Genomic DNA, 14044 nt, shown 5'->3' on the forward strand with positions numbered 1-14044 from the left:
GTATAAACTACAGTACTTTGACTAAAACTAACACTTATACTCATCACCTATTGATTTTATTGTTAAATTATTTATTTACCAATTTTTTCAGCTATAGCTTGGATATCAGCATCTGATAAAGAGGCAACTTGACCTTTCATAAGAGCTTTCATAGCTCCACCGTAAGAACCATCTTTATAACCTTTTAATGAATCTACAATCTCTTGTTTAGTCATATCTTTGATAATTTTTGATTTTCCTAAAGCAACTTTCTCACCATTTGCTCCATGACATGCAACACACTTTGCGTATGGATTTGCAAATGCAACACACGCTAATACTGAACTTAAAAGTAAAACTTTTTTCATTTCTTCTCCTTTTTATTGTTTAAAATTGTAATAAAAAATTGTGGAAAAAAAATAGACCAAGGTCAAGAAAATATTTTTTTTATTCTTTTTGTTAAATTTAATCTAATTGCACTATATCTCATAACTTTAGATAAACTTTTCCATTGAGTCTTTTCATAACATGGTTTTTCACATTTTCTACATCTAGGCTTTATCTCATGAGGGCACTCTTTTAATCTATCAAAAGAGTAAGAGATTAAGTTATTACAATCATCACACAGAAAAATAGAAGTTTCAAAGGAAAGATTTTTGTACTCAAATTTATAAAGATTACTTTTTTGATTTTCATGTTTATCTTTACAATATTTTGTAAAAAATCTATTTAGAGTATCAATTTCACTTTGAAACTTTTCTTCTGTCATAATATTTTTATTACTCTATTTTTATTGCTAAATATCTTTTCAACTCTTTCTTGCCAAAGTTTTGCAAACTCTTTTTTCTCTTCAAGAGAAGCTTTATCTTGCATTAGTCTTTCCATTAATTGTGATATTTTTTCATCTGGTGGTATTATACTTGGATTGTAGATTAACTCCAAAGATTCTTTTGTATCTATTCTTGTAAACTTTGCACTAGTTGTGATTTTATCATTAAATTGCATCAAACCATTTCTAGTAAACTTACCATTTAAACCTTTAAATCCTAAAAACTCCGTTGCCCCTGTAATTTGAGAAACAACATTTGCAATAACTCCTGCAGTACCCTCTAGTGAGTCCTCTTTAAAACTTACAAAAATCTCTCCCCTTTTTGGAATCTCATTTTTGTATAAATTCTCTAATGCAACTTGAGTCATTAGATATGCTCCAGCTACTGTTGGACAAGAGTGCCCTGCACTTTTTACAATATCTAAATATGAAAATTCTACAACCCCATCCTCTAATGAGCCAAGAATTGCTGATAAGTCATCTTTTAATTTTATTGTTTCAATTTCATCGAAAAAATTTGGATATTCCATCTATTTACCTTATTCAAATAATATAAAGTAAATATAGCAACTTTGATAATGTTTATCATTGATATAAATCAATAAAATGATTAATTTAATTCACTAAGTCCTGAAACTTTATATATGACATCTTTTAGTTCATTAAGTTTTTTCACAACTGCATCGTTGCAGGGTTTATCTAGATTGTATCTAGCATCCATAAATTCATATATATTATCTATATTTGAAAACACTTCTTTTATTAATTGTTCTTTTATTTGTTCTTGAATAGTCATAAAGATTCCTTTTAAATTATCCACTTATATGCAATTTTTATTCCTAAATTTTATTTTTTTTTCAATGGAACACTATGTGCATTATTCATTTTCAATATAAAAACGCGAAAAGGAGAGATGATGAGTTGTTCATGTACATCAAGTAGCACGCAAGAAAGTTTAGAACAAGAGGTAATGGATAAGATTAACAATCACCCATGTTATAGTGAAGGTGCCCACCAACACTATGCAAGAATCCACGTAGCAGTTGCACCTGCATGTAATATTCAATGTAACTATTGTAATAGAAAGTTTGACTGTTCAAACGAATCTAGACCAGGAGTTACTTCAAATAAATTAAGCCCTGAAGAAGCAGTTAAAAAAGTATTATATGTTGGTGGAGATATTCAGCAACTTTCAGTTGTTGGTATTGCAGGACCTGGTGATGCACTTGCAAATCCTAAAAAAACATTTGATACATTTAGAATGTTACACGAAAAAGCGCCAGATCAAAAACTATGTTTATCAACAAATGGATTAAAACTCCCAGATTATGTTGATGAAATGATTAAATACAATGTTGACCACGTAACTGTAACAATTAACTCTGTTGATGAAACAGGAGAAATTGGTGCAAAAATCTATCCATGGGTTCACTGGAACCATAAAAAAGTATTTGGTGCTGAAGGTGCAAAAATCCTTTTAGAACAACAACTTAAAGGGATTAAGATGTTAGTTGAAAATGGGATTTTAGTAAAAGCAAACTCTGTTTTAATCCCTGGTGTAAATGACCAAGAATTACCAAATGTAGCTAAAAAGCTAAAAGAGTTAGGTGTTTTCTTACACAATATTATGCCACTTTTATCAAAAGAAGAGTATGGAACATATTATGGATTAAATGGACAGGCAAGTGCAACCGACCAAGAGGTTATGGCAGCGCAAGAAGCATGTGGTATGGATATGAAACTAATGAGCCACTGTAGACAATGTCGTGCAGATGCTGTTGGTTTAATTGGTGAAGATAGAGGAGAAGAGTTTACTCCTGATGTATTCCAAGATATGACTTGGGAAGCTTTAGAAGACCAATATGATATTGAAGGTAGAAAGAAAAAGCATGAAGTTATTGAAAACTGGAGAGCTGCACTTGATGCTGCAAATGATAGGGTTAAAATTGAGCAAGCTTCAAAAGAGGAATTAAGTAGTACAGGTGAAACTAAACTTGTAGCTGTAACAACAGCTGGAGAGGGAACAATTAACCTACACTTTGGTAATGCTACAGAATTCTTAATCTATGAAGTTGGAGATAAAGCACTTAAATTTGTAATGCACAGAAAAGTTGAAAATGCTTACTGTAAAGGTCCTGAAGATTGTGATGGTTCTTATCCAATTGAAGAGATTAAAAACACTTTAAAAGATATTGATATCCTTTTAACAGAAAAAATAGGTGGTTGTCCACAAGATGAACTCAATAGTATTAACTTAATCTCTGATGATTCATATGCACTTCAACCAATTGAAAAATCTGTTTTTGAAGCTGCAAAAAAATATTTTTTCCAAGAAAAAGAGATGGAAGCTGAATTAGGGTAATCCCTAATTCAGCTTCAAAAAAGTATAAATGAAAAATCCAAAAGTTTTACTTCTAAAGGGTAATGGTCCTATATCTATTAATAGTGAATTATTGGAACTGTACCCAGCAACTACATGTCATGGAGCTATTGGTTTTCCCTTAAAATCTTTACGTGCAGATAAAATCTATTTAGTTGATTCCCTTGATACTTTTTGGGAAATTGAAAAAACAATAAAAGACAAACCTTGTTGTTTTGTATACTCATATGATTCTTTAGAAAAAGAAGATTTAAATAAAATCCATAGTTTAGAGATACTTAAAATTTAATCATAAAGGAACACTTTTTGCATATATTAGTTTAATACTAATAAAAAGGTAAATTAAATGTTTCTAATAAACGACACAACTTTAAGAGACGGTGAACAAGCCCCATATGTTGCATTTAATACTAAAGAAAAATTAGATATTGCTAAAAAACTCTATGAAGCAGGCGCCGATGAGCTTGAAGTTGGGATTCCTGCCATGGGACAAAAAGAGCAAGATGACCTTAAAGAAATTTTAGCATTAAATTTACCTATTAGAATTATGAGTTGGAACAGAGCAACTCTTAGTGATTTAGAAGCTTCAATAAATTGTGGATTAAAAGCAGTAGACCTTTCAATTCCTGTTTCAGATATCTTAATTGATGTGAAATTTGGTGGAGATAAAGAAAAACTTTTAAGACAATTAGAAACAGTAGTTCTAGAAGCAAAAAAAGAGGGTCTTTTTGTTTGTATTGGAGGGGAAGATTCCAGCCGTGCCAACTTAGGATTTTTAAAAGAGATTATGAGTTTAGGAAAATCTATCAACGCTGATAGGTTTAGGTATTGCGATACCGTTGGAATATTAACTCCCCAAAAAACATATGAAAATATAAAAGAGTTAAGTTCATTAAAACTGCTCGATATTGAGATGCATACACACAATGATTTTGGTATGGCAACAGCAAATGCAATTTCTGGTTTTGAAGCAGGAGCTATAAGTGCTAATACAACTGTAATAGGTTTAGGTGAACGCGCGGGCAATGCATCTTTCGAGCAGGTTTTAATGAGCTTAACAAGACTTTTTGGAAAAGATGTAAATATTAACTCTGAAAAATTAAAATCTTTAATTCAAAGTGTTAGTCTTGCATCAAATAGAAGAATAGATACAAATCTTCCAATTATTGGTGAGTATATCTTCGCCCATGAATCTGGAATTCATGTAAATGGAATGATGAAATCAAAATCAGCTTATGAACCATTTACCCCAAAAGAGGTTGGATTACAAAGGGCTTTCCCTATTGGAAAACATTCAGGAACCTCAACTTTATTATATCACTTACAAGCTATGGGTATTAATCCAGATAAACAAAGACTACAAGAGCTTTTACCACTAGTAAGAGAGATTGTTACAAATAGAAAAAAAGTATTAGATAGTACTGAATTAAAAGAGTTATACCTATGTTCGTTGGATATTTAAGAAACGATTTTGAGGAAGATATCTCTAATTTATTAGAAAGTGATAAACTTTTTGAATTGGAGTTATTGAAACAAACTTATAATGTTTTTCCACAATATTGCTTTGCTGCATATGAAAGTGGAAATATAGTTGGTGTAGTTAGTGCCTATGAATTTCAAAAACATATTTTTATTAATATCATAAACGCTTTAGAAAGCCATGAAGAAGTTTTAACAAGACTTTTAAAACTTCTTATACAAAATACTCCTAGTATGAATATTTTTGTATTAATTGATGTTAAGAAAAAACATTTTGTTGAAGCTTTTAATTTTCAAGAGCATTCATTATTTGTTAGATATATGCATAGTGGAGAAGCAGTTCCCTTTAACTTTTCAAACTCTATTGCAAAACAAGTAAGTGGTGAAAACTATGATGATATTTCAATAAAAATCGATAAACAAGTATTTATGGACAATAGAGAAGATTATTTAAAAACTGATTGTACTTTCTCGAACTCTTTAAAACTATCTACTCAGACAGGATTTTTACACTCATATGTTGTAAACAAAAGATTTATTAGAGTTTCACCTTGGCTTATGCAAAGTGAATCTTATTTAGATGCAGAAAAACTTCTAAGGGGTGTTTTATATTATAGGGGTCTGAAAAAGATTTTCGCCTATACTCCAAAAGATATCAAAGAGATAACTGAGCTTTATGATAGTTATAAATTTAAAAAAGATGGTACTTATTCTTTAATGTATTTGGGTGAGAAGCCCCAATTGAAATTAGAAAATTTATATGCTATATAATCATAAAATATATAAAAAATAGACAATAAATTAAAAAAAAGGAGACGAAATTATGGCAGGATTAACTGAAGAACAAAAAGAGAAGAAAAAAGAACTAGCAAAGTATAAAAGAAAAGTTGTTGAACTTGCTGGTGTTGTTCATGATATTGTTGAAGATACTATCTGGACAGATTATGATAAATTACCAGAATTAAGTGAAAAAATTGCTGTTGCTATGAAAGATGTTAATACTTTCAAAGAAGCACATCCATACTTAAAATAATTTGGAAACATTATGGAAGATTTAAAAAATAAAAGAATCTGCGAATGTGGAGAGAAAACTATCCAAGATGCAGTAAAGATTTTTCAAGATACAGATCTTCCATATAAAAAAGCTAAAAAACTAGTAACAGGATGCAGCAAAACTTGTTGTAGAAAGCCTTTAATGTCTTTATACAATATGGTTGACTTTGGATTTATTGATTATGAAGAGGTTTCTTTTTTAATTGACGCAATGAATGATAGGTTAAAAGGATAAGCATGAGTGATATTGATGATTTTGTAAGATGGGTTAGAACTAATAGATTAGAAGCTACCATTTCAACAAATGATGATGATATTTTTATGATGACCCATTTAGATTTAACTAAGAAAAAAATTCGTGAATTACCTGAGTCTATTCATGTTTTAAAATCTTTAAGCGTATTAAAACTTTCAAATAATAGACTTTCTAAATTACCTAATTCAATTGGCCAATTAAAAAATCTAAAAAATCTTCAATGTGAAAACAATCTTATTGAAGAGTTACCTCAATCTATTGGAAATTTGGAAAAACTTATGATTTTAAATCTAAATGGAAATAGGATTGAAACCTTACCCGAAGAGATTTATAATCTTAGTTCACTTACTAGATTAACTCTAGCTGCTAATAAAATAAAAAATATTAGCCCAGGTTTAGGGAATCTTACAAAGTTGTTATACCTATCTTTTGATACCAATGAACTAGAGGAATTACCTGATTCTTTTTCTAAAATGAAGTCTTTATATTATTTAGATTTATCTTTTAATAATCTAAGTTTTCTGCCAGAATCAATATCCAATATTGAAGAGCTTGAAACTCTACTTTTAGAAGGTAATCATCTAATAAACCTACCTTCCTTGGAATCCCATGATATGTTGATAAAACTTGATTTAAGTGATAATAACCTTGAGTCACTAAATTTTAATGTTAGCAAATTAGAAGATTTAAAAATATTAATTTTAGATAACAATAACCTAAGTTATCTTCCAAATGAAATTTGTCAATTAAGAAAGCTTACAAGTTTAAGTGTGAGTTCTAATTTTTTACTTAGTCTACCTAATGATATAGGAAACCTAGAAAAACTTGAAGAATTGGATTTAGAGGATAATGAAATCAGTGTTTTACCTGATTCAATTGAGGAGTTAATGAATTTAAAAAATCTTTATATTGGTGGAAATAAAGATTTATCAAGACCATCTGGAATGGATCTTGAATATTGTGATGTAGTTTAAATAAGGAGGAAAAAACTATGAGTGAATTTGAAATGATGGAAGTTGAAGTATTAGGCTTACTTCAAAAAAATGCAGACGATGATTATGCAAAGAATACATTGGCACCTTGGATTGCTAAAACTTCATTAAGAATGGGGCATTTATACTCTGATTTAGGCTTAATCAGTAGAAAAGAGATGAATAGGTTAATGACAAACAACTTTCCATCTTTAGCAAAAATAAAACCAAAAGATGTAAGATGGAAAAAATATCTTTACGATTCTATAGGTAAAACAGCACCAGCTTGTTCTACATGTAAAGATATATCAAATTGTTTTAATTGTGAGTTAGCTTCTTAGTAAGCTGAACTCATTATATATATCTTTATTTTTAGAATAGATTTTATAAATCACTTTATCGTAGGTAAATTCAAGGTAATTTGCTTGCAACCATAACCTATGGGATTTAGAAGCTTTAATTCTATCTTCATCACTAAGATTTTTATTTAGATAATTTTCTGCAATATCATCATCTATTCCATATATAGGATCACCTAATATTTTATGACCAATTGAGTATAAATGTACTCGTATTTGATGTTGTCTACCTGTTATGGGTGTAACTTCAAGCAATGTAATATCTTTTTTCTCATTGTATTTAAGTGGTTTTACCTTTGTAATTGATTCTTTACCCTCATCTTTTGAGCAAGTTGTCATTCTAACACCAATGGTTTTCCCCTCTTTTTTTAGATTTTTGTCAATTAATTCTTCTTTTTCAATCTTTCCTTCAACTATTGCAAGGTAAGATTTTTTATACTCTTTGTTCTCAAACATAGTTGCAAGTTTATTTGTAACCTTTTCATTTTTCCCCACTAATACTAGGCCTGAAGTCTCCGCATCTATTCTATGAGCTTGGTTTGCATTCTCTCCTAAATGGTACTTAATCTCATCCAAAAGTGAATAAGGAGTATTTTTTGAATTAGGATGAATCATTAAATTTGAAGGCTTATCAAATATTGCAAAATCTTTAAAAACATGTAAAGGTCTTAAGCCCCTTGTATGCCCCTCAAACAAAGCAATGTAGATAATATCTTCTTTTATTAATTCATTAAGTTCATAGGGAATATGATTTGAGTCAAAAACCCTTGATTTTGCTATCAAACGATTGGCAGGACGGGGCTTATAGCCTAAGTCTTGCAACATAAATAGTTGTATTTTTTTATCTTTTATGGCATCAAATTTTTTTAAAGTAAATGGCAATATTATTTCCTGAAATTAAGTAAAAATTCAACAAAAATTAAACATATTTTTTGTCTTATTTAGATAGCATATCATACTAAAATTATTAGAAAAAACTGATAAAAACTAATAGATATTTGAATACAAGGGATTTGTTTATGGTTGAAAGATATGCTAGAGAAGAGATGTCAAAACACTGGACTCAACACGCAAGATATGCAGCATGGTTAGAAGTAGAAAAAGCAGCGGTAAAGGCTTGGAATAAATTAGGTCTTATTCCAGATGATGATTGTGAAAAAATTGTTAATAATGCAACATTTTCAGTTGAAAGAATCGAAGAGATTGAAGCTGTTACAAAACATGACTTAATTGCATTTAATACAAGTGTTTCAGAGTCATTAGGGAAAGAATCAAGATGGTTCCATTATGGTATGACTTCATCTGATGCAGTTGATACAGGTGTTGCTCTTCAAATGAGAGATTCACTAACAATTGTTATTGATGACGTTAAGATGTTAATGGAATCAATTAAAAAAAGAGCCCAAGAACATAAGTTTACACTTATGGTAGGAAGATCACATGGTATTCATGGTGAACCTATTACATTTGGTTTAACTTTAGCTGTGTGGTATGATGAAATGGCTAGACATCTATTAAACCTAGAACAAACAATGGAAGTTATCTCTGTTGGTCAAATCTCTGGTGCAATGGGTAACTTTGCTCATGCTCCATTAGAGCTTGAAGAATTAGCTATGGCAGAATTAGGTTTAAAACCAGAACCTTGTTCAAACCAAGTAGTTCATAGAGATAGATATGCAAGACTTGCAACTGCTTTAGCATCTATGGCATCATCAATTGAAAAATTTGCTGTTCAAGTTAGACACTTACAAAGAACAGAAGTATATGAAGCTGAAGAGTTTTTTGCGAAAGGTCAAAAAGGAAGTTCAGCTATGCCACACAAAAGAAATCCTATTTTAACTGAAAACATCACAGGTCTAGCAAGAACAATAAGAGCATATGCAAATCCAGCGATGGAAAATGTGGCACTATGGCATGAAAGAGATATCTCACACTCATCAAATGAAAGATTTTGGTTACCTGATGCATTTATCACAACAGACTTTATGTTACATAGAATGAACAATGTAATTGCTAATCTAACTGTTATGCCTGAAAATATGATGAAAAATTTAAACTTAACTGGTGGTTTAGTTTTCTCTCAGAGAGTTTTGCTAGAGTTACCAAAAGCTGGAGTAAGCAGAGAAGATGCTTACAAAATCGTTCAAAGAAATGCTATGAAGGTTTGGGAAGAGATTCAACAAGGCAAACCAACACTAAATGAAGAGGGTGAGTCTTTATACTTAGGTCACTTATTAGCAGATGATGACTTAAGAGCAAAACTATCTGAAGAACAAATCAGAGAGTGTTTTAACTACGATTATTATACAAAAAATGTGGATGCTATATTTAAAAGAGTATTTAAATAATTAACTTATAAAAGGGATAGGGGTTAAACTAAGATGGCAATAATGATTCAAAAAAGAAATGGTAGAAAAGAGGTTTTAGATATTACTAAAATCCAAAAGATGACTATTGAAGCTACTGAAGGCTTAGATGGTGTATCTCAAAGTGAACTAGAGCTTGATGCTCAAATTAAATTTATTGATGGAATGAGTTCTTCAGATATACAAGATGCATTAATAAAAACGGCAGTTGAAAAAATTGATATTGATGTCCCAAATTGGACTTTTACTGCCGCAAGACTTTTTGTATTTGACCTATATCACAAAGTTGGAAAAGCTACTCACGGAATCAAAGGTGAACCATACTGCCATTTAAAGGATTACCTAAGATACGGGAAAGAAGCTGGAAGACTACTTCCTGCTTTAGGAGAAGGCTATGATTTAGAAGAGTTAAATGATTATATTGACCCTTCAAGGGATTACCTTTTCAACTATCTTGGGATTAAAACATTATATGATAGATATCTAATCAAAAATAGAGATGGTAATCCAATTGAATTACCACAACAAATGTTTATGGCAATTGCTATGTTCTTAGCTCAAGATGAAGAGAACAAACAAGAAAGAGCAAAAGAGTTTTATGATGTAATTTCAAAATTTGAAGTTATGCTAGCAACTCCAACATTATCAAATGCAAGAACAAATAGACACCAATTATCTTCTTGTTATATTGGTTCAAGTCCTGATAATATTGAAGGTATTTTTGATGGATACAAAGAGATGTCACTACTTTCTAAATATGGTGGTGGTATTGGTTGGGACTGGAACCAAATTAGATCTTTAGGTGGAGTTATTGATGACCATAAAAGTGCTGCTGGTGGTACTGTACCATTTCTTAAAATCACAAACGATATTGCAATCGCAGTTGATCAATTAGGGACAAGAAAAGGTGCAATTGCTGTTTACCTTGAGCCATGGCATATGGATATTGTTGATTTCATTGACTTGAAGAAAAACTCAGGTGAAGAAAGAAGAAGAGCACATGACTTATTCCCTTCACTTTGGATTACAGACCTTTTCATGGAAAGAATTGCTGAAGATTCATACTGGACTTTATTTGACCCATATGAAGTAAAAGATTTATCTGAATTACATGGTGAAGCATTTATTGAAAGATATATCCAATATGAAAATGATGAATCAATTACAAAAGAAAGAATGAAAGCAAAAGAGTTATGGAAAAAAATTCTGACTTCTTATTTTGAATCTGGTTCACCTTTCCTTTGCTTTAAAGACAATGCAAATAGAGCTAATCCAAATAACCATGTTGGACATATTAGATCTTCAAATCTATGTACAGAGATTTTCCAAAATACAAACCCTAACCACTATAAAATCAAGTTAGAGTTTGAAGATGGAACAATTGAAACTTACGAAGAAGAGGATAAAATAGTTGTAGATGCTGGTCAAGAGAAAAAAGCAAACAAAGTTACTGCCCTTGATTCAATAAATGGTAAAAGAGTATTTATTGTTGAAAAAGAAAAAACTGATGGAGATACAGCTGTTTGTAACTTAGCATCGATTAACCTTTCTAGAATCAATACAAAAGAGGATATAGAAAGAGTTGTTCCAACAGCAGTTAGAATGCTAGATAATGTAATCGACTTAAACTTCTATCCCTTACGAAAAGTAAAAGCTACAAACTTAAAATCAAGATCTATTGGACTTGGTGTAATGGGTGAGTCACAAATGCTTGCAGAAAGCAAACTTGTTTGGGGAAGTAATGACCACTTTAAAAAGATTGACTCTATTATGGAAGCAATCTCATATAATGCAATTAAAGCATCAAGTGAACTTAGTGTTGAAAAAGGTGTTTACCCAACATTTGAAGGTTCTAACTGGTCAAAGGGTATTATGCCACACGATCATGCGCCACAAGCTGTAAATGCACTTGTAGATAAAGACCTTTTTGATGCGGGATATGATTGGGATGCATTAAGAGAGCAAGTTAAATCAAATGGTATGAGAAATGGATACTTAATGGCAATTGCACCAACTTCATCTATTTCAATCCTTGTTGGAACAACACAAGCTATTGAACCAGTTTATAAAAGAAAATGGTATGAAGAGAACCTATCAGGACTTATTCCTGTAGTTGTACCAAACTTATCTCCTGAAACATGGACATATTATACTCCTGCTTATGATGTTGACCAATTAGATATTATTAGAGCTGGTGCAGTTAGACAAAAATGGATTGACCAAGGACAATCTTTAAATATCTTTATGAGTTTAGATAAAGCAAGTGGGAAATACTTACATGAGATTTATATGCTAGCATGGAAACTTGGACTTAAATCAACATATTATTTAAGATCTCAATCACCTGAAGCATCAAATGATGTAGAAGATAGAAGTATGGAATGTTCAGGTTGTCAATAAGATAACCTTACATTTTATATATACGGAAAGTTTTGTAAATTAAATAAAATATCAAAAAATATAGAGGAAAATTAAGTGGGAAGAAAAACAATATATAACCCAGATTCAAAAGAGAACTTAAACGACAGAAGAATTTTTGGTGGAAACCCTGATGGTATGATTAACTTTACTAAGATGAAGTACCAATGGGCATTAAATCTTTGGGACACAATGGAAGCAAATACTTGGTTCCCTAAAGAAGTTCAAATGACAGGAGATGCAAAAGATTATAAGTATCTTACTGTTCCAGAAAAAAGAATGTACGACTTAGTTTTATCTCAATTGATTTTTATGGATTCATTACAAACTAATAACCTTATGGACAATATCAATCCATATATTACAGTTCCAGAAATTAATGCTTGTCTTTCAAGACAGTCATATGAAGAAGCGAATCACTCAAAATCATATGCAGTTATGGTTGAGTCAATTTCTGATAATACTGATGAAATCTACAATATGTGGAAAACAGATGCTAAATTAAAAGAAAAAAATGACTATATCGCTGCTGTATATAAAAACCTTGCTGGTGATATTACTGATGAAAAAATCGTTCTTGCAATGTTTGCTAACCAAATTTTAGAAGGTTTATACTTCTATGCTGGTTTTGCTGCTATGTATGCCCTTGGTAAATCTGGGAAAATGTTAGGTTCTTCTCAAATGATTAGATTTATTCAAAGGGATGAAGTAACTCACTTACTTTTATTCCAAAATATGATTAACTCTACTAGAAAAGAAAGGCCTGATTTATTCACACCAGCGTTAGAAGAACAAGTAAGAGCTATGTTTAAAAAAGCAGTTGAACTTGAAGCTTCATGGGGAGCATATGTAACTCAAGGTCAAATCCTTGGATTTACAGATAAAATCATTGAACAATATATTCAATACCTTGCGGATAGAAGACTTGAAGCAGTTGGATATAAACCAATGTATAATGTTAAGCACCCTATTCCATGGGTTGATGGTTATGCAAGCTTTAATGATCAAAGAACTAACTTCTTTGAAGGGAATGTTGTTAACTACAGTAAAGGTTCTATCGACTTCGACGACTTTTAAAAAGAGTTTTATTAATAACTCTTTGTTGGAATTTCTGCGTTATCGCGGAAATTTCACTAGTCACTTACTACAGTAAGCTCCTAATAAAATCTCCACTCTAGCCTTGAACTTCCTAAAAAATAATTTTTACTAAAACTCTTTTCATGTATATTTTTATACTATAATAAAACCATAGTAAAGCCCATTTTATAGGTACTATAATAGAGTTATAGTATTTACAAGCATATCTTTTTTTGATATAATAATAATGTTTTATTTGGATAAATAGAATATTTTTTTGAGTATATATACTAGTGTAGATTCATGAAGAACCCAAACAAGTATACTTATTGTTTAGCGACTGAAAGTATAACTTACAATTTCTTCGAGATATCTTTAACTTTTTAAGGACTAGTATTTTTGTTATTGCATTAATTTGCAAGAATAAAGCCAAGCCTAAAAGGATTTAATATGGCAAAATCAGAAAACATAAGAGGGACACAATCGGGCATAAATGGTAGAAATGATTCCTATATAGTTGCTGGAAGAGGAGAAGTGTCAAGAAAAGTTATGGTTAAAGAAACTTTAGCTGGAAAGCACGAAGGTGTTGAAACTTATAAAAGAGGTAAAGAACTTTTTTTAAGAGCGAAACCTAATCCGAAAAAATCCGATAACATTAATAGAAGTTAGAACTATACTAATCCCAGCCTTTGTTAAAGCCGAGGATTTTGGAATAATTTTTGGAAAAGAACGAGTATGTTTGAATAAAAAGAGTGACTAACTCACTCTTTTTATGAGTTACGCAGTTCAAAAAATTATAAGAAAATCCAAGGGTAGTCTTTAGACCTTTAACAATTTGGCTGGTTGCTTTTTGCCATACTTTTTTCAACAAAAAAGT

17 protein-coding genes are annotated in these 14044 nt (G+C 30.8%); 12 read left to right on the top strand and 5 right to left on the bottom strand.

All coding sequences use genetic code 11. The annotated features are described in order from the left end of the window. Positions 1-71: 71 nt before the first annotated feature. From AC2TY9_RS02935 to AC2TY9_RS02950, 4 genes are all read right to left on the bottom strand, one after another. A complete protein-coding gene (locus tag AC2TY9_RS02935) occupies positions 72-347 on the bottom strand; it encodes a c-type cytochrome (protein ID WP_138151927.1) in 276 nt (91 codons plus the stop codon). 62 nt (positions 348-409) lie between these two features. Further along, positions 410-748, bottom strand: coding sequence for a nitrous oxide-stimulated promoter family protein (locus AC2TY9_RS02940; protein WP_489779443.1), 339 nt, complete (start codon positions 746-748; stop codon positions 410-412). Continuing rightward, entirely contained in the window at positions 745-1338 is a 594-nt protein-coding gene (locus AC2TY9_RS02945) for an FmdE family protein (protein ID WP_489779444.1), read from the bottom strand. The genes AC2TY9_RS02940 and AC2TY9_RS02945 overlap by 4 nt, the downstream gene beginning before the upstream one ends. A gap of 80 nt (positions 1339-1418) precedes the next feature. Further along, positions 1419-1604 carry a hypothetical protein gene (locus AC2TY9_RS02950; protein ID WP_489779445.1) on the bottom strand — a complete coding sequence of 62 codons (186 nt, stop codon included), beginning with the start codon at positions 1602-1604 and terminating at the stop codon, positions 1419-1421. Between the two features lie 120 nt (positions 1605-1724). Between AC2TY9_RS02950 and nifB the strand changes: the two genes are divergently transcribed. From nifB to AC2TY9_RS02990, 8 genes are read left to right on the top strand one after another with little or no spacing between them, the layout of a single operon-like run. After that, a complete protein-coding gene (gene nifB / locus AC2TY9_RS02955; RefSeq protein WP_489779446.1) occupies positions 1725-3170 on the top strand; it encodes a nitrogenase cofactor biosynthesis protein NifB in 1446 nt (481 codons plus the stop codon). Positions 3171-3198: 28 nt separating this feature from the next. After that, positions 3199-3477, top strand: coding sequence for a hypothetical protein (locus AC2TY9_RS02960; protein ID WP_489779447.1), 279 nt, complete (start codon positions 3199-3201; stop codon positions 3475-3477). A gap of 57 nt (positions 3478-3534) precedes the next feature. Next, the gene (gene nifV, locus AC2TY9_RS02965) at positions 3535-4650 is read left to right on the top strand and encodes a homocitrate synthase (RefSeq protein WP_489779448.1); all 1116 of its coding nucleotides are present in this window, start codon (positions 3535-3537) and stop codon (positions 4648-4650) included. After that, the gene (locus AC2TY9_RS02970) at positions 4632-5438 is read left to right on the top strand and encodes a hypothetical protein (RefSeq protein ID WP_489779449.1); all 807 of its coding nucleotides are present in this window, start codon (positions 4632-4634) and stop codon (positions 5436-5438) included. The genes nifV and AC2TY9_RS02970 overlap by 19 nt, the downstream gene beginning before the upstream one ends. A gap of 52 nt (positions 5439-5490) precedes the next feature. After that, positions 5491-5700: a CCE_0567 family metalloprotein gene (locus AC2TY9_RS02975; protein WP_489779450.1), complete on the top strand. Its 210-nt coding sequence runs from the start codon at positions 5491-5493 to the stop codon at positions 5698-5700. Between the two features lie 12 nt (positions 5701-5712). Beyond that, positions 5713-5955: a hypothetical protein gene (locus AC2TY9_RS02980; RefSeq protein WP_489779451.1), complete on the top strand. Its 243-nt coding sequence runs from the start codon at positions 5713-5715 to the stop codon at positions 5953-5955. Between the two features lie 2 nt (positions 5956-5957). Next, the gene (locus AC2TY9_RS02985; protein ID WP_489779452.1) at positions 5958-6950 is read left to right on the top strand and encodes a leucine-rich repeat domain-containing protein; all 993 of its coding nucleotides are present in this window, start codon (positions 5958-5960) and stop codon (positions 6948-6950) included. Positions 6951-6967: 17 nt separating this feature from the next. After that, positions 6968-7288 carry a nitrogen fixation protein NifQ gene (locus AC2TY9_RS02990; RefSeq protein ID WP_489779453.1) on the top strand — a complete coding sequence of 107 codons (321 nt, stop codon included), beginning with the start codon at positions 6968-6970 and terminating at the stop codon, positions 7286-7288. Here the strand turns inward: AC2TY9_RS02990 and AC2TY9_RS02995 are convergent. After that, on the bottom strand, positions 7277-8188 hold the full coding sequence (locus AC2TY9_RS02995) for an RluA family pseudouridine synthase (RefSeq protein ID WP_489779454.1): 912 nt from the start codon (positions 8186-8188) through the stop codon (positions 7277-7279). The genes AC2TY9_RS02990 and AC2TY9_RS02995 overlap by 12 nt on opposite strands. 137 nt (positions 8189-8325) lie before the next feature. On the opposite strand from AC2TY9_RS02995, the gene purB reads away from it, so the two are divergent. The 4 genes from purB to AC2TY9_RS03015 all read left to right on the top strand — a co-directional run bounded on the left by purB (position 8326) and on the right by AC2TY9_RS03015 (position 13836). After that, positions 8326-9654 (top strand): adenylosuccinate lyase, encoded by a 1329-nt coding sequence (purB, locus tag AC2TY9_RS03000; RefSeq protein ID WP_489779455.1) that lies wholly within the window; start codon positions 8326-8328, stop codon positions 9652-9654. Positions 9655-9687: 33 nt separating this feature from the next. Then, complete coding sequence (locus AC2TY9_RS03005; protein WP_489779456.1) at positions 9688-12072, top strand: ribonucleoside-diphosphate reductase subunit alpha; 2385 nt, start codon at positions 9688-9690, stop codon at positions 12070-12072. Between the two features lie 75 nt (positions 12073-12147). Beyond that, a complete protein-coding gene (locus AC2TY9_RS03010; RefSeq protein ID WP_489779457.1) occupies positions 12148-13167 on the top strand; it encodes a ribonucleotide-diphosphate reductase subunit beta in 1020 nt (339 codons plus the stop codon). Positions 13168-13617: 450 nt separating this feature from the next. After that, the gene (locus tag AC2TY9_RS03015; protein ID WP_489779458.1) at positions 13618-13836 is read left to right on the top strand and encodes a hypothetical protein; all 219 of its coding nucleotides are present in this window, start codon (positions 13618-13620) and stop codon (positions 13834-13836) included. Positions 13837-14044 lie beyond the last annotated feature (208 nt).

Source organism: Arcobacter sp. ISO1 (assembly GCF_058105185.1).